This is a genomic window from Klebsiella sp. LTGPAF-6F (assembly GCF_001753185.1).
GTDB lineage: Bacteria > Pseudomonadota > Gammaproteobacteria > Enterobacterales > Enterobacteriaceae > Klebsiella > Klebsiella michiganensis.
This window is the reverse complement of the sequence record NZ_CP017450.1, coordinates 3,260,034-3,279,189: the sequence shown is the minus strand read 5'-3', so window position 1 is coordinate 3,279,189 and position 19,156 is coordinate 3,260,034. Positions and strand designations below refer to the sequence as shown.

Genomic DNA, 19,156 nt, shown 5'->3' with positions numbered 1-19,156 from the left:
CTGATGATGAACAATAACCCACTGTTTAGCTGGCAGGATATCGCCGGAATAGTGCCGAAGCTGCTGGAAAATTTACCCGTGACCCTCGGTATAACGCTGGCGTCGCTGCTGCTTGGTTTAACGATCGCGCTGCTGATTGTGCTGCTGCAGTTTAGCCGCTTTAGGCCGCTCAGCGCGGCGGCAAATGGGTATACCGACATTCTGCGCGGCGCGCCTCTGGCGCTGCTGATCCTGCTGTTTTTCTTCGGCGGCAAATTAATTTTGACCGCGCTGGCGCTGCCGCCGCTGTGGATTAGCGATACCACCTTTGCGGTGCTGTCTATTTCGGTCAGTATCAGTCCCTACTTTGCAGAAATGATGCGTTCAGCGTGGCGCGCGGTGGATAGTGGCCAGAAAGAGGCCATTATCAGCCTGAATATTCCCTGGCATCAGGGAATACGGCGGATTATTTTCCCCCAGGGGCTTATTATTGCTATTCCCGTCTTTGGCAATCTTTTAATTAATCTCGTGAAAATGACCTCGCTGGTCAATATTATTGGTATTGTGGATGTTTTTGGACGGGCACAAAAGATTTCGCAAAATAGCTACGGGGCTAAACAAGTCGCGGCATTTATTAGCGTTATTATCGTCTACTGGGTGCTGAATAGTATTATTCTCTATTTTACCACTCGTATTGAAAAGAAATATCAGTTCCTGCTGGAGTGATAAATTAACATGTTTAGCCTGGCGTTCATTCGCGACAATTTTACGTTTATTTTAAGCGCGCTGCCGGTCACCCTGACGATAACGTTATTATCCTTACTGTTTTCCACTTTGCTGGGCGCAGCGCTGGCGTGGGCGATTATTCGTCAGGTACCCGGCGTTCAATGGCTGGCGAGGGTATTCCTCTCCTTTGGCCGTTCGGTCCCGGTTCTGGTGATGCTGTATTTCTTTTTTTACGTCTGGCCGTGGATTGCCGCTGGACTGTTCGGCGGCCCGCAGGACACGATGTACCGCTATAAACTCTCGCCGCTGGCGGCGGCGGTCACCGCGCTGTCGCTGATCTTCAGCGCTTATTTCGCCGAAACCTTTCGCGCGGGATGGAATGCGGTTGATAAGGGGCAGCGCGAGGCCGCATGGTCAATCGGGCTAAGCGGATTCACGCAGTTCCGACGCATTATTTTTCCACAGGCGGCGGTATCCGCGCTGCCGAACTTTACCAGCGTGCTGATCGATCTGATTAAAGACACCTCGCTGGTTTACACCATCACCGTTGTTGATCTGATGGCGAAAGCCAATATCGCCGCCGCGCGCGGGTTTCATTTTGTCGAAGCCTACTGCGTCGTGCTGGTGATTTATATCGTGCTGTGCCTGGCGATTGCCAGAGCATTGCGCAGTGCAGAAAGGTTTCTGAGCGCCCGCTGGCAAGGAAACGCAGAAAAGAGTGTTTCACGGTTATCATTTTGGGGAAGGTATTTTGAAAATAAAATTTTACTGGTGAGTGCGCTGGCGTTGGCAATGGGAATGAACGCCGCGCAGGCTGTTGAAAAAAGCGCAAACGCGAAAACGGTTGAGGTTGTCGTCAATGCTAACGGTTTTCCCTTTAGCTTTGTTGACGATAACAACAATATTACCGGTTACGATGGCGACCTGTTAAAGGTGCTGGACCAGCGTTTAACCGACTATACGTTTCATTTTAATGCGGTCTCGCGCGATGCGATGATCGTCGGCCTATCGACCGGCGCCTATACCCTCGCGGCGGATCACTTTTATCTCACCAAAGAGCGGGCGGAAAAATACGACCACTCCGGCGAGCCGACCGGGATCAGCGATTTGCGCCTGATTGTGCGTAACGATGAGAACGATATACATAATCTCGGCGATCTCGCCAGCGGGAAGAAAAAGCTGGTGCCGATTCATACCTCCGACGCCCGTTATACGGTGATTGAAAACTACAATAAAAAACATCCAGGCCAACAAATTAACCTGCAGCCCAACGGCGAGCAGTCCGCCGCCGATATCTTTAAAGCGGTAGCCTCCGGGGAATACGATGCGGCGATTTACCCCATTGGCGCGCTGCTGGCGTTAAATAAGGCGCTAAATCTTAATCTGAAAGCGTCGGATTCCGTTGGCCTGTTTCCTAACGTCTATTTGTATAAAAAAAATACCGATCCGCAGCTAATCAAAGCGATTGACGCGCAGCTGGTTGCCCTGAAAAAGGACGGCACGCTCGCTGAGCTCTCGCGGAAATGGTACGCCGAAGATGTGTATGCCCTGCCGGGCGCCAGCGACGTGAAAGTGAATACCGACTGGGAATAAGCGCATGACGCAAATAAGCTCGGAACCGGCGCATAACGCCGCCACCTTAAACGATGAGGTGACCCTGGCGCTGCGCGCCATTACTGAAAAACGCGCGGCAACGATCGGTTACCTGTTGGACGAAAGCCGACAACGCCATATCGCGGATGATTCTGTCCGTGAAGCAATACGCCACTATGGCCGCGATATCGGGCATAAGCTGCGCGCGCAAATGCGCGATCGAAAAGATTTGCAGGAGTTTGCCGGGCTGTTTACCCGCGGTCTGGAATCTCAGGTTTATGAGATGGAGCCCGTTAGCGCCAGCCGGGCCGAATTTATCGTCCTGTTTCACTACTGTCCCTATGTCAACTGCTGGCGGCAGCAGGGGCGAGGCGCCAGCGAAATTGAGACGCTGTGCGATATCTGCATGGAAGGCGATCGTGCGCTAACCGATGCGTTTCCGGGGCTGCATTTAGAGGTGCAGACCGCGCTGGCTCGCGGCGATGCCGCCTGTCGGCTGCGTTTTTATCAGGCAGAGGAGCGGGAGGGCGAATGGCAACCTTAACGTGGGACCACGCGGTCCAGTTTGTTAATCAGCCGGAAGCGGCGATTCAGGCGCTGAGCGGGCAAAAGCTCAACGCGGTGGCCGGTGGGCGCCACCCGGGCTGGGGGACCAGGAATGCGCTGAGCTATTTCGGCCTGACCTATATCGAATTTCTGGCGATTGCCGATGATGCAGAGCTGCTTTCCGCCGCGGAGACGTTTTTACTCTCCCGGGATGCGTCGCGGCTGCTGCCGGATAATGAAGCGCTGTATCGGGTGGCGCTGCGTAGCGACGATATTGAGCGCACGCATGCGGAGTTGCACGAGCAGGGCCTGCGGGTTTCGCCGATCGTCAACGGCCAGCGCGACGATCCGCAGGGCAACGTTATCCGCTGGCGGATCTTCACCATTGACGGCGATTTTGACGGCCTGGTCTATCCCTTTATTCTGCAATGGGGGGAAGAGGATGACGCCCGGTTGAGCCGCCTGCAGGCACAGGGTCTCGCTGCGCCGCATCCTCTGGGGGAGATTGAACTGCAGCGCGCGGTTTTCACGGTACAGCATCCTCAGGCGGTGCGCGACCGCTGGCAGCTGCTGTTTGGCTTTGCCCCGCAAGGCGAGCAGGGGCTGGCGGTGGGCGGTCGAGAGTTTCTTTTCCGTCAGGGCGCGGCGAACCAACTGACTGAACTGGTGTTTCGCGTTGCTGACCCGGCGCTCAAAGGCCGACGCTTTCGCGTTGGCAACGGCGAATATCTTTTTGAATAAGGAGTAAGACTCATGGCCAGGGTCCATTTTATTGGCGCCGGACAGATGGCGGAGGCGATTATTCGCGCGTCATTAAGCCACGGTGCGCTGCGGGCGGACGCGATCTCGCTGGAGGATATCGACAGCGCGCGAGTCGAGGCTCTGCGCGCCCGTTATCGGCTGTCGGGCGACGGTGGCGTAAACGAAGCCGCTTTGCTGGTGCTGGGGATCCGTCCGCAGGACGATCTGGCGGGGGTGGCGAACCGCGTGCGCCCGCAGCTAAACGGCTCGACGACGGTGGTTTCTCTGATCGCGGGGGTGACCCTGGAAAAGCTGGCCTCCCTGTTTGGTGCGGCAACGCCGATTGCCAGGGCGATCCCAAATACCCTGACCGATACCGGATTTGGCTATAGCGGCGTGACCTTAAACCCCTACGCCAACGCGGCTGAGATCGAGCCGTTTCTGCGCGGCTTTGGCAAAGTGCTGTATCTGCCTGAGCGGTTGATCGATATCTTTACCGGCTTTGGCGTCGCGGGCCCTAACTATATTTACTACTTTATTGAGTCCCTTACCGATGCCGGCGTACTGGCGGGGCTGCCGCGGCCCCAGGCAACGGAGGTGGTGCTGGAAAACCTGCTCGGCGCGGTCGAGATGCTGCGCCAAAGCCAGAAGCATCCGCGCCAGCTTCTGGATATCAACAATTCCCCGGCGGGCGTCGGGATCCACGGTCTGTATGAGCTGAACAACAGCGATTTTGCCGCTGGGCTTCAGCGCAGCGTACTGGCGGCGGTCAGGCGCACCCGTGAACTGGGACAGTGCTAAAATCCTTCTTCCCGCGACAGATCGCGCAGCGCGCCCGGCGCCTTTCCGATTATGCGTTTAAAGGCGCGGCTGAAGGCGGCATGAGAACTGTACCCCAGCCTGAAGGCCACTTTTTCCAGCGCCTGACCCTCATGGGAAATGTACTGCACCGCGAGGCGCATACGCAGCTCGGTGAGATAGCGGGCGGGAGTGGTGCCGGTGGCGGAGAGGAAGCGTTCAGCAAATACCGAACGCGAAATTCCCGCCTCGCGGGCCAGATCCTCGACTTTCCAGTTAATGCCCGGCTGCTGATGCATAACGTAAATGGCTTTAGCCAGCTTAGGATCGCGCAGCACCTGTACCCAGCCGGTGGCGTTGCCGCAGCCGCACTCCACCCAGCCGCGGACAATCAGCGCGGCGACCACATCGGCCAGCCGCGCCAGAATGCCGGCGTAGCCCGCCTGTCGAGTGAGGCTTTCGCGTTCCATGGCCGCCAGCATCGGCGGGATCTCCGGACGGCTGGTCAGCAGGCTGCTGACCAGCATCACTTCGGGCATCGCTTTGACCAGCGGCTGCATACCGCCCAGCTCAAAGTCCATACAGGCGCTGAAGATAATAGCGCTGTCGCTTTTCGCGTCGTCGCAGGCGTTTTTGACGCAGCTTACCGAGTCGCAAACCGGTTCGCTGGGCAGTCTGGACACGTTAACCACCGTTGCCTGGTCATCGGAGAGCAGCACGTGACCATCGCCGTTCGGAATAAACAGCGCATCGCCGCTCTGCAGCATCAGGCGCTGACCGCTGACCATGCGCAGCAGTACCGGTCCCCGGCTGATAAAGTGGAACTGCGCTTTACCGGGTACGAAGCCGAATTCGACGCCAAAAGGGCGGGAGGTTTCGATGCGGCGGTAGTTGACGCCGGAAAGGCGCATGCCGCGCAGAAGTTCGCTGGTGAGATCGAGGGCGTGCTGAGTCATAACATCATTCCCGGACGAATTATCAATAATCAAGGAGTATGCATCATAGATCGTCCGAACAGAACCGCCTAACCTTAACGAAATGTTAATTGTTCTGGAGAGATGTTTATGAGTTCCTGCATTGCAGCTGAAGAGAGCCAGGCCAACGCCAGGCCCGCGTGGCGCGCCGTCTATGCGCTGGCGCTGGGGGTGTTTGGCCTGATTGTCGCCGAGTTTCTTCCTGCCAGTTTGTTGACGCCGATGGCGGCAAGCCTGGGCGTTAGCGAAGGCATGGCGGGGCAGGCGGTCACCGCGACGGCGCTGGTGGCGTTAGTTACCGGGCTGCTGATCACCACCGCGACGCGAAATATTGACCGCCGCTGGGTGCTGATGTTCTTCTCCGTTTTGCAAATTATCTCCAGCATGATGGTGGCCTTCGCCGGTTCGCTGGAGTTTTTGCTGCTTGGACGCCTGCTGCTGGGGATCGCCATCGGCGGCTTCTGGTCGATGTCGACCGCGACCACCATGCGTCTGGTTCCGGCGGCGATGGTGCCGAAAGCGCTGGCGATTATCTTTTCCGCCGTTTCCATCGCGACGGTGGTTGCCGCGCCGCTGGGCAGCTATTTCGGCGCGCTGATCGGCTGGCGCAACGTATTTCTTATCTGTGCGCTGCCGAGCGTGGTTGCGCTGCTCTGGCAGCTGTGGGTTCTGCCTTCCATGCGTCCGGAGAGCGTCGGCAGCTTCGCTACCCTGTTTAAGGTGCTGCGTCGGCCAGGTATGATTGGCGGCATGCTCGCGACAATCCTGATTTTCAGCGGCCACTTCGCCTTCTTTACCTATCTGCGTCCGTTCCTCGAAACCGTGGCGCAGGCCAGCGTCGAAGGGGTTTCTCTGATCCTGCTCGGTTTTGGGGTAGCGAACTTTATCGGCACCTCGATTGCCGGACATCTGTTGGCCCGAAGCCTGCGCCTGACGCTGGCGCTGGTGCCGCTGGCAATGAGCGTGCTGGCGCTGATGATGGTAACGTTCGGCCACGTCGCGCTGCTGGATGGTCTGCTGGTGGCGATGTGGGGCTTTGCTTTTGGTCTGGTGCCGGTGGGCTGGTCGACCTGGCTTGCCACCACGGTGCCGGATGAAGCTGAAAGCGCGGGCGGTCTGCTGGTGGCCTCTATTCAGCTGGCGATTAGCGCCGGTGCGGCTGGCGGCGGTGCGGTATTCGATCTCAACGGCGCGAGCGGCGTTTTTGTCGGCAGCGGCGTGCTGCTGGTCAGCGCCATGGTGATTGTGCTGTTTGCGGTAAGAGTTAAGCCAGTCGTGAGTGAGGAGTAGGGCTGCAGCACCGCAGATTGTCGATAGCCCGGGGAATATGCCGTGACGTGGTATTGCTGCGGCTTCTTCCCGGCTTGCGCTGCGCTTAGCCGGGCTACAGGGCTGCAGATTGCTGGTAACCCGTAGCCCGGGTAAGGCGTTTACGCCGCAACCCGGGGAATATTCCGCGACGTGGTATTGCTGCGGCTTCTTCCCGGTTTGCGCTGCGCTTAGCCGGGCTACAGGGCCGCAAATTGCTGGTAACCCGTAGCCCGGGTAAGGCGTTTACGCCGCAACCCGGGGAATATTCCGCGACGTGGTATTGCTGTGGCTTCTTCCCGGCTTGCGCTGCGCTTAGCCGGGCTACAAGGCCGCAGATTGCTGGTAACCCGTAGCCCGGGTAAGGCGTTTACGCCGCAACCCGGGGAATATTCCGCGACGTGGTATTGCTGTGGCTTCTTCCCGGTTTGCGCTGCGCTTAGCCGGGCTACAAGGCCGCAGATTGCTGGTAACCCGTAGCCCGGGTAAGGCGTTTACGCCGCAACCCGGGGAATATGCCGCGACGTGGTATTGCTGTGGCTTCTTCCCGGCTTGCGCTGCGCTTAGCCGGGCTACAGGGCCGCAAATTGCTGGTAATCCGTAGTCCGGACAGATGCGCAGCATCGCCTCCGGGGAGGGTGTTAACTCTCGTCGATATCGTCGAGCAGATGCTGAATCAGTAGCGGAATCGGCCGGCCGGAAGCGACGCTTTTACCGCCTTCGCGCCACAGCGCCGTGCCGCTGACGTCGAGATGGGCCCAGGGGATCTCCGGCGGGCAAAAATGGTGCAAAAGCCAGGCGGCGGAGGCGCTGATGGCCGCATTATTGCCGGGCGTATTGCACAGGTCGGCGATTGCGCTTTCGGTCTGCTTCTTCAGCCTGCTATCCAGCGGCAGCGACCAGACCTCATCCCCGCTTTTTATCCCTGCCCGGGTTAACCCCGCCCGCAGCGCGTCGCTTTGCGTCATCAAGCCGCTCAAATCGTAACCCAGCGCCTTAACCACCGCGCCGGTAAGGGTCGCAATATCAATAATATAGTGCGCCTGCGGATGCCGCTGGCTCGCCCAGGCAATGGCATCGGAAAGCACCAGACGGCCTTCAGCGTCGGTATTATTGATCTCTACCGTCAGGCCATTACAGGCCCGGGCGACGCTGCCCGGCTGCATGGCGGCGGGGCCAATCGCGTTTTCCGCCAGCGCCAGTACGCCCATTGCCCGCACCGGTAGCGCCAGCTCGGCGATGCTCAGCATCAGGCCAAGGACGTTGGCCGCGCCGCACATATCGTACTTCATGGTGTACATCCCGGCGCCTTCCTTGAGCCACAGTCCGCCGGTATCAAAGGTGACGCCTTTACCGACGTAGCAGCGAACCGGGCCCTCGCGGACGCCATCATAATGAATCGCCAGCAGGCGCGGCGGGCGTTCAGCGCCTTTACCCACCGCATGCAGCAGGCCGAGCCCTTGTTCGACGATCGCTTTTTCATCCAGAACTTCGCAGCGCAGCGTGCCGATATCCGCGCACAGACGCCGGGCTTCTTCCACCACGTACTGCGGGGTACACTGCTCCGCAGGCAGATCCGCCAGCCGCCGCGCGGCGAGCATGCCATGCGCCGTGGCCCGTTGACGATGGGCGAGGATGTCCAGCGCCGACCGCTGTTCGGGTAAGGCATAGAGGGCGAGCTGGCGCAGGCGTGGCCTGGCGGCTTTCACCTGATGCAGGCCCAAATCATCAAGCTGCCAGTCGAGGTTAAACAGTTCGCGCAGCGCTTTGGTTAACGCGCCGCTGCTCTCTTCCAGCGAAGCGTCGAGGATAAGCGTTTCGCTCACCGGCTTTTTGCATAGCGGCCGCAGCGCCTCGGCCAGGCCATCGTTCAGCGTATCCCTCCACAGGGGGAGCGGAATGAGGGTGATGCGGGCGAAGGGGGAGCAGCCGAAGCGGGTATCCGCCACCTCGCCGCGGGCGGCCTGTGCCACCATTTCCGCGAGCAGGGGAACGGCATTGAGCGGGGCCTGGGCCAGCAGCGTACTGCCGGGCCAGGTCAACAGATGCGCGCCGGTGCAGGCGCTATCCAGTTGATTAATCAGACGATAATCCAGCATGGCTTACTCCTCGATGGGGGCGCGAATGCGTGCGGCATAGGCCTGCATCCATTCGTCGTCTACCGGCCGGTAATGGGTTTTCTCCCGAACGCGCTCGGCGCAGAACACGGTCAGCGGCTGCGTCGCGCTGGCGACGACAAAGGAGAAGGTTTTGATATTGGTGGCGGCGCCGAATTCGCCGCGCCGGTTCATGCACACCACCGAAAGGTCGCCCGCGCGGCCAAAGCGCGACATCAGTTTGTCTTCCAGCTCGCAGACCACCGAGTCCGCCGCCTGCTGCGGCGTCATTCCCTGGGCCATTCGCCGGACGATTTCGTAGCTGGTGCAGCCTTTCATCAGATCTTCACCGACGCCGGTCGCCGTGGCGGCGCCGGTCTCGCTATCGCAGTAGAAACCGGAGCCGATAATCGGCGAATCGCCCAGCCGTCCGCGCTTTTTCATAAACAGGCCGCTGGTGGAGGTGGCAACGCTCATGGAACCCTGTTTATCAAGGCCAATAATGCCCACGGTATCGTGGCCGTCGTAAGGACTGAGGCCTTTATCCAGCGTTTCGCGACAGCGCTTCCGGTAATGCTGCATCGCGCGTTCGGTCAGCATCGCTTTGGCGGCGAATCCCTGGCTTATGGCCCACTCTCTGGCGCCCTGGCCGACCAGCAGACTGTTGTAGCGCTGACGGCTCAGGGCATGGGCGACTTTCACCGGGTTGGCAATATCCACCAGATTACCGACCGCGCCGAAGGCCAGGGTATCGCCATGCATAAAGGCGGCATCCAGTTCGACCTCGCCGTTTTCCGTCGGCAGGCCGCCGTAGCCCACCGATTTGTACAGCGGAAAATCTTCTACCGCCGCCACCGCATTGACCACGGCGCTGGCGGTATCAGCGCCGGATGCCAGCGCCGCCGCGGCTTCGGTTACGCCTTCCAGCGCCATTCGCCAGGTGGCAATCATTCCCCACATTGGTTTACTCCTGTTTTGCAAGCGTGTTGTCCGTTTCAGCACGGGCGGTGACTTCCGCCGCGCGATACTGCTTATCGACGATGCGCATGAAGGGCAGGTACAGCATGGCGCCAATCAGCAAATTGAGGATCTGCATCACGCTGCCGCTAAGATGCCCGGTGACGATAAAACCGCTGATCACCGGCGGCAGCGTCCAGGGGATAAAGACGCCGGTGGTGACGGCCACCGCGCCGATCTTCATCGCCGCGTACTGCACCGTGACCAGCACCAGCGGCACGAGGTTAAACGGAATCAGCATGATCGGGTTCATGATCACCGGCAGGCCAAAGAGGATGGGTTCGTTGATATTAAAAATGGAGGCACCGGCGCCGAGGCGGGCAACTTCGCGCATATTTTTGCTGCGGGCGAAAATCAGCATCGCTATCACCAGAGACAGCGTTGCGCCCGCGCCGCCCATCCAGATCATATCGAAGAACTGCTCGGTGATAATGTGCGGCGGGGTGACGCCGGCCTGGATAGCGGCGATGTTGTCGGTCTGATTTTCCATCCACAGCGGACGAATGATGCCGTTGATCATCGAACCGGAGTTAATGCCGACCGACCACAGAATGGTAATGCTGAAAACGGTCATCAGCGCGCCGAAGTAGGAGGTACCGTAATGGCGTACCGGCGAGGCGACGACCTCATAAATAAACTGGTGGATGGTGGCGTAGTGCGTGTGCGCAAACCCGATGCGAATCGCCAGGATCAGAATCATCACCAGCAGCGCCGGGATCAGCGCGGCGAAAGACTCCTGCACCGCGGGCGGAACGCCGTCCGGCATCTTAATCACCAGCTTTTTGCGTTTTAGCCAGCAGAAGAGTTCGGTCCACAGCAGCGAACCGATCATCGCGACGAATAAACCTTTGGTGCCGATCCACTCCACGGGGATCACCGTGATGCCGCCGTTTTCAGCGACCTTAATGAACGGCGTGAGGATCAGAAACCCCACCAGCGAGAGGATGCCGCAGGAGATGCGGTCATCGCCGTAGTGCTCCGCCAGACGGTAGGCCACCAGGAAGCTGATAAACAGCGACATTGTGGAAAATACCGCGTTGAACGGGATTTCGATAATTGCGCTCCAGCTCGCGCCGAAGGTGCTGGCCATAAACTGCTGGTAGCTCTGATTGGGGAACGACGAGATCACCAGCAGAATGGAACCGACAATAATAAAAGGCATGAATGAAACGTAGGCGCCGCGAATAGCGCCGAGGTGACGCTGCTGGGCGGTTTTCGCCGCCAGAGGCATCAGTTTGGCTTCAAGAAATCCCAGAACATTGTTCATTGTGAACTCCGTACAAGATCGACAGGGCTGTGTGTGTTATCTATGGCGGATTATGAGAGAAAGCGGTGGGCTGAAAGGTGAAGCGGTTCACATTGTATTCTCTGCAATATTATATATCTCATATGATTAGTTATATTTTCTGTAGAGGATCGTATGGAAATTAAGCTGCACGCTAATGCCACCACCACCCCCAGAACGCGTAAATATCTTCAGGAATCGACGAAAAGCGACCGGGAACTGGCGCAGGAACTGGGGATTTCCATTACTACGGTTCGCCGCTGGCGCAACCGCAGCCAGATTTCCGATAACCACACCACGCCGCATTTGATACACAAAGTACTGAGACAAGAGCAGGAGATCCTCATTAACGCCCTCCGGGATGCGCTGCGCGCCCCGCTGGACGAACTGCTGTTTATGGTGAATGAGGGGCTGGGCATCGCTATTTCCCGCGCCACGCTAAACCGCTATCTGCGTCCGGCCCATGAAGGACGGAAAAATGCCGCGCTGCAGGGGAAAAAAGCGTTAAAGGCGGGAATGCGCGCGGATACCCTGACGCTGCACTATCGCCAGCTGGCGCTGTCGATGGACGACGGCGGTGAACATCATCTGCTCTGGGCGCAGGAGCCGATCAGCGGTTGGTGCTTTGGCCGCATCTATTGCGGGATCTCTCCCGCGCTGGTCGATAGCTGGCTGACCGAGGCGCTGAACGCCTGTCCGGCGCGTATACAATGTCTTGAGATTTATGCTCATAAAAGCTTTCAGCCCGCGCGCGCGGATCTCTCTTGCCGGACGGTGGCGATGGCGGAGCGCGGAGCGGTACAGCTCAGCGAACGATTAGCCGACGTTATTCCGGCGCTGGATGAGCCGGACGCGACGCTGCAGCGGCTGTGCGCGCTGTGGAACCGGGGGCGGGCGCAAAAAAAGCTGGGCGACACGACGCCCCAGGGCTTTCTTGAGTCGTTGAATCAGAACTAACGGTGGCGTCGGAGGCAGGCACGGCAGCCGCGTTTTGCCCGGGCCCCAGAATCTCTGCGACAGCAAAAGAGAGCGCGTTTTTTGTTGGGCCACGCCAGCGGCCCTGGAGGGTCAGCCGTTTCGCAGGCCATCAATCGCGCTGTCGCTCAGCAGCATAACCGTTTTTACGCTGACGCTGATCCTGTCGATAATGGCCTGTCGCGGGCCTTCGCGCCAGGCGGGGCTGCTGTAGAAGTGCGTCTGGGATGCGTTTAAATGCGTCAGGTCCTCATAGGCCCGGATCAGGTAATAAGCGTCGTTGTCATCAACTGAATTGCCGAAGGAGACGATATCCATTCCGGCGGCGCGATGACAGGGGGCGCTTTGTTCCTTCATTATCCGGTGAAACTCGTTCCCGGTCCCCGGTTTAAGGGTGTAAAGCAAAAACTCTACCGTTTTCATCCTGACGTTTCCTGTTCACATTCACTGAGTTTGCTGCAAGAGAGCACTGTCCGGCTATTAGAACAACTCCCCGTGGTTTTGTCGCTTCTCTTTGGCATGACGGCAGCGCGGGTTGCATTTCTCACTCCCTTTCTGATATGTTATATCATAACATTCAATGGCATTATAAAATATGTGACTATTTACCTTTCTTTTTAAATGATAATGATTATCATCACTACCTGCCGATCAAAAATCAAAAGAGCGCGTGTTTCGCTCATCCACGCTGAAGAGAGAGGGAGCGGCGGCTAATGGAGGAGAGTTTGACCAAGAGTGGAAAAGCCGATGATCCCGTGCTTAGCGTCAATATCGCATCATTGCCGCGGCCCGGCGGCGGGGAAATGCTCTCCGGCATTCATTTCAGCGCCGGTAAAGGAGAGTGCCTAGCCGTCATTGGACCCAACGGCAGCGGGAAAACCTCTTTATTACGCGCGATAGATTGCCAACTGCCGTCGCGGGAGGGCGACGTTCGGTTATATGGCCGCTCCATTGCCGCATTAACCCGGCAGCAGCGAGCCCGGCAGATCGCGGTGCTTGCGCAGAATGATACCCCCGACCTGCGCCTGGCGCTTGAGGATTATGTCGCCCTCGGGCGGATTCCCCACGCCCGGGATATGTCGCGTCGCGAACACGACATCATCGTAACCCGCGCGATTAACGATACGGGATTGCAGAGGCTGCGCAAGCGACCGCTCTCCGCGTTATCCGGCGGTGAGAGACAACGGGCGGCGCTGGCGCGGGTACTGGCCCAGGCGCCAAAACTGCTACTGCTGGATGAGCCCACCAACCATCTTGATCCCCACGGCAGAGTGGAGCTGCTGTCATTAGTGAAAAGCCAGGGAATCACGGTCGTTGCGGTATTGCACGATCTTTCCCTGATTGACGCCTTTGCCGATCGGGTTTTGCTTTTATCGCAAGGGCGCGCCGTGGCCTGGGATGTGCCGGAGCGCGTGCTTGTTTCACAACGGCTTTACCCGGTCTTCGGCTTGACCAGCTTTACCGTACCGCATCCCATGACCGGGAAGGCGCTGCGGATTTTTGAGGTGCCAGGCTATGCCTGATAAATTACCGGAGGATAACGCAGCATGAATAAATGGTTTGCAGGGACGATGGCGTTTCTTTTTATTTCAGCGGCGAACGCGGCGGATTTTCCCGTCACGATTGACAGCTGCGGAACGCCTGTGACCTTCACTCAGGCGCCGAAAAGGGCGGTCATCCACGACCTTAATATGTCTGAAATGGCTTTTGCTCTCGGGTTGCAGGACCGCATCGTTGGCTTAACCGGCATTACCGGATGGTACAAAATGACCCCGGAATTTAAACATCAGATGGGATCAATTCCCGAGCTGGCGCCGAAATATCCCTCTCTGGAGACGCTGCTGGCGGCAAATCCTGATTTCTTTTTCGCCGGCTGGAATTACGGCATGAAGGTCGGCGGGGAGGTCACGCCTTCCGCGCTCGAAACATACGGTATCAAAACCTTTGTGCTGAGCGAGAGCTGCGTCTTTACCGCCTCTCAGAAACAAAAAGCGAGTATGGACCTGCTGTATAACGATGAGCTGACGCTGGGCAAGATTTTTGGCAAGCAGCACGAGGCCCGTACGCTGGTCGACGGCTGGAAAAAAACGCTGAATGCGCTGCCTAAGCCGCCGCAGGGCGTGCAGCCATTAAAGGTGTTTGTCTATGATTCCGGCGAAGATAAGCCCTTTACCAGCGGACGGTACGCCATGCCGACCGCGATTATCGAAGCGGCGGGAGGGAAAAACGTGATGGACGACCTGCAGATGAGCTGGGGGACCACCTCCTGGGAGAGCGTGGCGACGGCGGAACCCGATTTTATTATTCTTCTCGATTATCAGACCGGCAGCGGCGCTGATTCGCTGCGCCGTTTCCTCGAAAATCATCCGTTAATGAAACAGACGCCGGCGGTGAAGCGGCAGCGTTATCTGAAGCTGCAATATGCTGAGTTGACGCCCGGGCCGGCGAATATCAACGCGGCCGAAAAGCTGGCTCATGCGATGTATCCTGCGGCCCACCAATGAGCGGGGCTCACTGTCGCTACTACTGGGCCGCGTGGGGGGCGCTGCCGTTATTAGCCGGCTTGATGCTGCTCAGCGTGGCTAAAGGCAGCGTGCCGCTGTCGCTTACCCAGGTTCTCGGCGCCTTGCGGCTGCTGGATGTGCCGGTTTCGGAGATGATCGGACGTATTGTCATTGATTTGCGCGTGCCAAGGACGCTGCTGGCGGTACTGGCGGGCGCGGTGCTGGCCATCGTGGGCGGTCTACTACAGACCACCACGCGCAACGATCTGGCCGATCCTTTTTTATTCGGGCTTTCCTCAGGCGCATCGGCGGGAGCGGTACTGGTGATCACCCGATTCGGTGAGCGGCTTGGCGCGCTGACGCTGCCGGTGTCGGCATTCGTTGGCGGCATCTGCTCGGCGGTGGCGGTGATGCTGCTGTTTCATTTTAAAAAGCAGCGTGGCGCAGAGCACCTGGTGATCTGCGGGTTGGCGATCTCCTTTTTATTCGGCGCGCTGACCAGCTATCTGATTTTCTCGGGCGACCAGCGGGCCGCCAGCTCGGTGCTGTTCTGGTCGCTGGGTGGGCTCGGTCTGGCGCGCTGGGATAATTTACCCTACGCCCTGTTCAGTCTGCTGCTTCTCGGCGCATTCATACTCCTGCGCTGGCGCTCCCTGGATGGCTTACTGGCCGGTGAGCAGACCGCGCAGTCGCTGGGCATCAACGTTACCCGTCTGCGCATGGAGGTGTTTTTCTGCTGCGCGTTAGCAACGTCGCTGCTGGTGGCCCTGACCGGGGTGATTGGCTTTATCGGCCTGATGGTGCCGCATATGTGCCGCTATTTTTCTGGGGTAAAACATCTGCTGCTGCTTCCTTTATGCGGCCTGTGGGGCGCGGTGCTACTGTGCGGCGGTGATATCGTCAGCAGGACGCTGCTGGCTCCGCAGGAGCTGCCTATCGGGATCATTACGGCCGGCATCGGCGGACTCTTCATTATTATTCTGCTGGCCAGAAACCGTTCATAAACTGAGTCGCGCCGGGTCGCTGCCTGGCGCAGACTTAAACGAAGGGCAAACAAATGCCCGGAAGTCAGCGCGCGCATGCGCTTCGGTTCATGCGCAATTCCCTCATTGGTAGTTTTATCTTTTGATAAATTAATTTTTTCAATGTCATTCGTTAATTATCATCTCTGTCGTAGAGTGATATGCTGCTAATCTCTCTTTAACCGATGCATCGTAAGAAAAATCCTAAAGTAAGCGTGGGGATGAGTGCTGTCTCCGGGCCAGTGAAAATGCGATGGTTGACATTTCGCAGGGATTTTTCTGAAATTCACTCGTCTGGACAATAAATATTAAACAAACTTATAATTCACCCACTTCACTCATGGGTATATCCCCATGGCGCCTATTATACGCATTTCTATAAAGGATGATTGCACTTTCATGAGGGAAAGGAATGTTAACTATTTTCAGCCATAATCATTTTTTTAAGAAAGCCATGCGTCTGAAAATAAACGACATAAAAGCGGTCAGAAAGGCGAATCTGGTCGATTTGTGCTTAACAAAGTACGCATCCAGCAGCTGCGCGCAGTTTCATTTTTTGATAAATAGCTTTGAAATGAAAAAGAATTTTGTTTGTTTCCGGGTTGAAGATAATATTATTTGTTTGATAAACAAAAGGCGCACCGCACATATCGCCAGTATTATCGCCAGAGTGACTGATGGCATCCCCGTGGGAGAGGACATCACGTTAACAGAGAGAGAATTTCAGTATATTTTTATTATGAAATTTACCGTACTGGCAAAAGATTATCCGGAGCTGCTCGGCATTTCGCCCAAGGCCTACAGCAGCTATAAAAGAAGATTAATTGAGAAGTTCGGCTTTAACTCATTTCATGCGCTACTGGCGCTGTCTAATTATTTACACGCTTTTTCGCTGCTCGATAAATTTACGCCGGATTAATTGCTGCACCTGTATGCGTGACTATACCTTTATTTTCGCACTTTCATCTTATTTTTCCGTCTGCCACGACTGTTAAGGAGCGCACTCACAAAGTGACTCTTTTTCATGTCATCTATCCCATGTCTTGCCTCAAAGGGCGAGCGGGGGACAACGGAACCCCACCACGATCTGTTCTCGTCATTTCTGGCGCTTTGGGACCGCGGCATCAGCGTCTATAATCCGCACAGCGATGTGTTCCGCGAGCGGCGAAGCTAATCGTCTGTTGAAAATAGCATTAAGCCTTACGACAACCTGATTGTCGTAAGCTGCCCAACTACAATAAAGGCTTATATGAAACAAATGACGTTGAGTGACCTTCGGCAACAAAGCGAACAGGCTGCAGCTTCGCCTCGCCTACGTGCCCATCGTAACTTCCACCCTGACTTAAGCGATCCGGTGCAACGCCTGGCCGTCGCTATGGAGCCGGGTACCTATGTTCGGCCTCACCGCCACCCGCACACTTTTGAACTGCTGACATCCCTTAGCGGACGTTTTGTGGTGTTGACCTTTGATGATGCTGGCAACGTGACCGAGCGCGTGGTGTTAGGCGAAGAGTGTAAGGTGCTGGAGATGGCGGCGGGTACCTGGCATGCCGTGCTGTCGATGGATAAAGGCGGCGTAATTTTTGAGGTTAAATACGGTGGTTACCAGCCGGTTTCTGAGCAAGACGCGGCCCCGTGGGCGCCAGCTGAAAACGCGCCGGGAACCGCCGAGCTAATGAAGTGGTACGCCCGGGCGCAAGTGGGTGATGGCGGTTTTACCCTGTAATCCAGGCATTGCGCGGGGAGCAGCCCCGCGCCAGCTTCCTTTTACCCCCGATACAGATAAGCCGTTCCCGGCGCGTCAGCGGCTTATCAAACTAGTGACAAGCTCCTGGCTCTATTTATTCATAGTATTTATTCATAGTTAAACTTATCCCATGAAATAGGGCTGGCGATATCCCTTTCACGAAAGTGTTAAACACATCTTAAACCACTATGCTATAATTTTTACGGTTTTTGTAAAGAAACTTCAATAAAGAAATGTGGTCATTTCGGCACTATAATTTATCTGCGGGGAAGGATCGGAATATACTTATTAATAGCCGATCAGGGGAATCAGTGCCTTTATGAATAAACATTAATGATTGGTTGTGTAAATTATAAACTATTGATTTATATTGTTTTTAACAAATTACAATCTTTAATTTATGTAATCATTAGAATTTACTTATGATAATTTATCTATTTTAGTCAAACCTTCTGCATCTATGGGTTGCGTAAGGCGTGATTCAGAATATTTGCCAGCGGAAGCAGTGAATGATTGATGGACATCAATTAACAACCGCTGTTGTCGTCACAGTTATGGTATTTAGTCTAAAAAACTGGAACTTTTAATTTCAAGTCTCTTTGCGAATTATCGCATAATAGCCTCGCTCAGAAGGCATCTGAGATTTTATATTTTATTAATAGTTAGGGACGAAATAATATGAAAGTAAAATTACTAACAGTGGCCGTCTCTACACTTCTTGCTGCAGGAACCGTGCAGGCAGCTGAGGTGTATAACAAGGACGGAAACAAACTCGACCTCTACGGGAAAGTGACCGGCCTGCATTATTTCTCCAGCGATAAGTCAGAAGATGGCGATCAGACCTATGCCCGTCTGGGCTTCAAGGGTGAAACCCAGATCAACGACCAGCTGATCGGCTACGGCCAGTGGGAATATAACTTCAGCGCCAATAACGTTGAAGGCGACAACTCCGGCGACAAAACGCGTCTCGCGTTTGCCGGCCTCAAGTTTGGCGAATTTGGCTCTCTGGACTACGGCCGTAACTACGGCGTCGCCTATGATATCGGCGCCTGGACCGATATGCTGCCGGAGTTTGGCGGCGATACCTGGACCCAGACCGATGTCTTCGCCACCGCGCGTACCACCGGCGTTGCCACCTACCGTAACAGCGGTTTCTTCGGCCTGGTTGACGGCCTGAACGTCGCCGTACAGTACCAGGGCAAAGAAGAGGGCAACGGTCGCGATCTGGCGAAACAGCATGGCGACGGCTGGGGTCTGGCCTCGACCTATGAGTACGAAGGATTTGGCGTAGGCGCGGCCTACGCGGCATCCGATCGCACCGATGCGCAGGTCAGGGAAGGGCGCGTGAATCCTGACTTCTACGCCCGTGGCGAAAAAGCGGAAGTGTGGGCGGCCGGTCTGAAGTACGATGCTAATAACATCTACCTGGCAACCACCTATGCGGAAACCCGCAACATGACGAAGTTTGGTAAAGGCTATATCGCCAATACCGCGCAGAACTTTGAAGTTGTGGCCCAGTATCAGTTCGATTTTGGCCTGCGTCCGTCCATCGCCTACCTGAAATCAAAAGGCAAAGATCTGGGACGCTACGGCGACCAGGATCTGGTTGAATACGTTGATGTCGGCGCGACTTACTACTTCAATAAAAATATGTCTACCTATGTGGACTATAAAATCAACCTGCTGGATGACACCAGGTTCACCAAAGATGCCAGCATCAGCACCGATAACATCGTTGCCGTGGGCATAACCTACCAGTTCTAAAACAACGCCTTTTATTGAACCATGCCTGCCAGCTTACCCTCCTGGCAGGCATTTTTTGTGCTTGAACGCAGGGCGAGACGA

Annotated in this window: 18 protein-coding genes and 1 pseudogene; 14 read left to right on the top strand and 5 right to left on the bottom strand. The window is 56.4% G+C overall.

The genetic code is table 11. The annotated features are described in order from the left end of the window. Window positions 1-6 precede the first annotated feature (6 nt). From BJF97_RS15300 to BJF97_RS15275, 6 genes and pseudogenes are all read left to right on the top strand, one after another. Window positions 7-705, top strand: coding sequence for an amino acid ABC transporter permease (locus tag BJF97_RS15300; RefSeq protein WP_032695039.1), 699 nt, complete (start codon window positions 7-9; stop codon window positions 703-705). Between the two features lie 9 nt (window positions 706-714). Further along, a pseudogene (locus BJF97_RS34730) lies at window positions 715-1,461 on the top strand (amino acid ABC transporter permease); the annotation flags it as partial. 36 nt (window positions 1,462-1,497) lie between these two features. Beyond that, window positions 1,498-2,298, top strand: a complete 801-nt coding sequence (locus tag BJF97_RS34725; RefSeq protein ID WP_050595160.1) for a transporter substrate-binding domain-containing protein — start codon at window positions 1,498-1,500, stop codon at window positions 2,296-2,298. A gap of 4 nt (window positions 2,299-2,302) precedes the next feature. Next, window positions 2,303-2,842 carry an L-2-amino-thiazoline-4-carboxylic acid hydrolase gene (locus tag BJF97_RS15285; protein WP_032694933.1) on the top strand — a complete coding sequence of 180 codons (540 nt, stop codon included), beginning with the start codon at window positions 2,303-2,305 and terminating at the stop codon, window positions 2,840-2,842. Further along, window positions 2,830-3,585: a VOC family protein gene (locus BJF97_RS15280; protein ID WP_032694934.1), complete on the top strand. Its 756-nt coding sequence runs from the start codon at window positions 2,830-2,832 to the stop codon at window positions 3,583-3,585. The genes BJF97_RS15285 and BJF97_RS15280 overlap by 13 nt, the downstream gene beginning before the upstream one ends. 12 nt (window positions 3,586-3,597) lie before the next feature. Next, window positions 3,598-4,386: a pyrroline-5-carboxylate reductase family protein gene (locus tag BJF97_RS15275; RefSeq protein WP_032694936.1), complete on the top strand. Its 789-nt coding sequence runs from the start codon at window positions 3,598-3,600 to the stop codon at window positions 4,384-4,386. Here the strand turns inward: BJF97_RS15275 and BJF97_RS15270 are convergent. Continuing rightward, entirely contained in the window at window positions 4,383-5,339 is a 957-nt protein-coding gene (locus BJF97_RS15270) for an AraC family transcriptional regulator (RefSeq protein ID WP_004851102.1), read from the bottom strand. The two genes, BJF97_RS15275 and BJF97_RS15270, sit on opposite strands and share 4 nt — an antisense overlap. Window positions 5,340-5,447: 108 nt before the next feature. On the opposite strand from BJF97_RS15270, the gene BJF97_RS15265 reads away from it, so the two are divergent. Then, window positions 5,448-6,647, top strand: coding sequence for an MFS transporter (locus tag BJF97_RS15265; RefSeq protein WP_014838552.1), 1,200 nt, complete (start codon window positions 5,448-5,450; stop codon window positions 6,645-6,647). A 659-nt stretch (window positions 6,648-7,306) separates the two neighbouring features. Here BJF97_RS15265 and BJF97_RS15260 read toward each other — a convergent pair. Genes BJF97_RS15260 through celB form a run of 3 tightly spaced genes read right to left on the bottom strand, consistent with a single transcriptional unit; the run spans window position 7,307 to window position 11,045 of the window. Next, on the bottom strand, window positions 7,307-8,764 hold the full coding sequence (locus tag BJF97_RS15260; protein ID WP_032694938.1) for a leucyl aminopeptidase family protein: 1,458 nt from the start codon (window positions 8,762-8,764) through the stop codon (window positions 7,307-7,309). Between the two features lie 3 nt (window positions 8,765-8,767). Beyond that, window positions 8,768-9,721 (bottom strand): N(4)-(beta-N-acetylglucosaminyl)-L-asparaginase, encoded by a 954-nt coding sequence (locus tag BJF97_RS15255; protein WP_009652191.1) that lies wholly within the window; start codon window positions 9,719-9,721, stop codon window positions 8,768-8,770. A 4-nt stretch (window positions 9,722-9,725) separates the two neighbouring features. Next, window positions 9,726-11,045 (bottom strand): PTS cellobiose transporter subunit IIC, encoded by a 1,320-nt coding sequence (celB, locus tag BJF97_RS15250; RefSeq protein ID WP_004851095.1) that lies wholly within the window; start codon window positions 11,043-11,045, stop codon window positions 9,726-9,728. Window positions 11,046-11,198: 153 nt separating this feature from the next. Here celB and BJF97_RS15245 point away from each other — a divergent pair, with 153 nt between their 5' ends. Continuing rightward, on the top strand, window positions 11,199-12,020 hold the full coding sequence (locus tag BJF97_RS15245; protein ID WP_032694939.1) for a homeodomain-like domain protein: 822 nt from the start codon (window positions 11,199-11,201) through the stop codon (window positions 12,018-12,020). Window positions 12,021-12,131: 111 nt separating this feature from the next. On the opposite strand, the gene BJF97_RS15240 is transcribed toward BJF97_RS15245, so the two are convergent. Then, window positions 12,132-12,461: an NIPSNAP family protein gene (locus tag BJF97_RS15240; RefSeq protein WP_032694941.1), complete on the bottom strand. Its 330-nt coding sequence runs from the start codon at window positions 12,459-12,461 to the stop codon at window positions 12,132-12,134. A gap of 290 nt (window positions 12,462-12,751) precedes the next feature. Here BJF97_RS15240 and BJF97_RS15235 point away from each other — a divergent pair, with 290 nt between their 5' ends. The 6 genes from BJF97_RS15235 to ompC all read left to right on the top strand — a co-directional run bounded on the left by BJF97_RS15235 (window position 12,752) and on the right by ompC (window position 19,075). Next, window positions 12,752-13,561, top strand: coding sequence for an ABC transporter ATP-binding protein (locus BJF97_RS15235; protein WP_014229450.1), 810 nt, complete (start codon window positions 12,752-12,754; stop codon window positions 13,559-13,561). A 24-nt stretch (window positions 13,562-13,585) separates the two neighbouring features. Beyond that, window positions 13,586-14,542 carry an ABC transporter substrate-binding protein gene (locus BJF97_RS15230; RefSeq protein WP_032694943.1) on the top strand — a complete coding sequence of 319 codons (957 nt, stop codon included), beginning with the start codon at window positions 13,586-13,588 and terminating at the stop codon, window positions 14,540-14,542. After that, complete coding sequence (locus tag BJF97_RS15225; RefSeq protein ID WP_032694944.1) at window positions 14,539-15,546, top strand: FecCD family ABC transporter permease; 1,008 nt, start codon at window positions 14,539-14,541, stop codon at window positions 15,544-15,546. Before BJF97_RS15230 ends, BJF97_RS15225 begins: the two co-directional genes overlap by 4 nt. 430 nt (window positions 15,547-15,976) lie before the next feature. After that, window positions 15,977-16,483: a hypothetical protein gene (locus BJF97_RS15220; protein ID WP_032694946.1), complete on the top strand. Its 507-nt coding sequence runs from the start codon at window positions 15,977-15,979 to the stop codon at window positions 16,481-16,483. Window positions 16,484-16,813: 330 nt separating this feature from the next. Then, window positions 16,814-17,290: a WbuC family cupin fold metalloprotein gene (locus tag BJF97_RS15215; RefSeq protein ID WP_004851079.1), complete on the top strand. Its 477-nt coding sequence runs from the start codon at window positions 16,814-16,816 to the stop codon at window positions 17,288-17,290. 699 nt (window positions 17,291-17,989) lie between these two features. Beyond that, the gene (gene ompC, locus BJF97_RS15210; protein WP_032694947.1) at window positions 17,990-19,075 is read left to right on the top strand and encodes a porin OmpC; all 1,086 of its coding nucleotides are present in this window, start codon (window positions 17,990-17,992) and stop codon (window positions 19,073-19,075) included. The last annotated feature ends 81 nt before the right edge of the window (window positions 19,076-19,156 follow it).

Coding starts and splice junctions, on each gene's coding strand:
- BJF97_RS15240 (WP_032694941.1), bottom strand. CDS start 12,461: ATGAAAACGGTAGAGTTTTTGCTTTACACCCTTAAACCGGGGACCGGG.
- ompC (WP_032694947.1), top strand. CDS start 17,990: ATGAAAGTAAAATTACTAACAGTGGCCGTCTCTACACTTCTTGCTGCA.
- BJF97_RS15255 (WP_009652191.1), bottom strand. CDS start 9,721: ATGTGGGGAATGATTGCCACCTGGCGAATGGCGCTGGAAGGCGTAACC.
- BJF97_RS34725 (WP_050595160.1), top strand. CDS start 1,498: ATGGGAATGAACGCCGCGCAGGCTGTTGAAAAAAGCGCAAACGCGAAA.
- BJF97_RS15225 (WP_032694944.1), top strand. CDS start 14,539: ATGAGCGGGGCTCACTGTCGCTACTACTGGGCCGCGTGGGGGGCGCTG.
- celB (WP_004851095.1), bottom strand. CDS start 11,045: ATGAACAATGTTCTGGGATTTCTTGAAGCCAAACTGATGCCTCTGGCG.
- BJF97_RS15300 (WP_032695039.1), top strand. CDS start 7: ATGAACAATAACCCACTGTTTAGCTGGCAGGATATCGCCGGAATAGTG.
- BJF97_RS15285 (WP_032694933.1), top strand. CDS start 2,303: ATGACGCAAATAAGCTCGGAACCGGCGCATAACGCCGCCACCTTAAAC.
- BJF97_RS15260 (WP_032694938.1), bottom strand. CDS start 8,764: ATGCTGGATTATCGTCTGATTAATCAACTGGATAGCGCCTGCACCGGC.
- BJF97_RS15280 (WP_032694934.1), top strand. CDS start 2,830: ATGGCAACCTTAACGTGGGACCACGCGGTCCAGTTTGTTAATCAGCCG.
- BJF97_RS15220 (WP_032694946.1), top strand. CDS start 15,977: ATGTTAACTATTTTCAGCCATAATCATTTTTTTAAGAAAGCCATGCGT.
- BJF97_RS15235 (WP_014229450.1), top strand. CDS start 12,752: ATGGAGGAGAGTTTGACCAAGAGTGGAAAAGCCGATGATCCCGTGCTT.
- BJF97_RS15265 (WP_014838552.1), top strand. CDS start 5,448: ATGAGTTCCTGCATTGCAGCTGAAGAGAGCCAGGCCAACGCCAGGCCC.
- BJF97_RS15230 (WP_032694943.1), top strand. CDS start 13,586: ATGAATAAATGGTTTGCAGGGACGATGGCGTTTCTTTTTATTTCAGCG.
- BJF97_RS15245 (WP_032694939.1), top strand. CDS start 11,199: ATGGAAATTAAGCTGCACGCTAATGCCACCACCACCCCCAGAACGCGT.
- BJF97_RS15275 (WP_032694936.1), top strand. CDS start 3,598: ATGGCCAGGGTCCATTTTATTGGCGCCGGACAGATGGCGGAGGCGATT.
- BJF97_RS15215 (WP_004851079.1), top strand. CDS start 16,814: ATGAAACAAATGACGTTGAGTGACCTTCGGCAACAAAGCGAACAGGCT.
- BJF97_RS15270 (WP_004851102.1), bottom strand. CDS start 5,339: ATGACTCAGCACGCCCTCGATCTCACCAGCGAACTTCTGCGCGGCATG.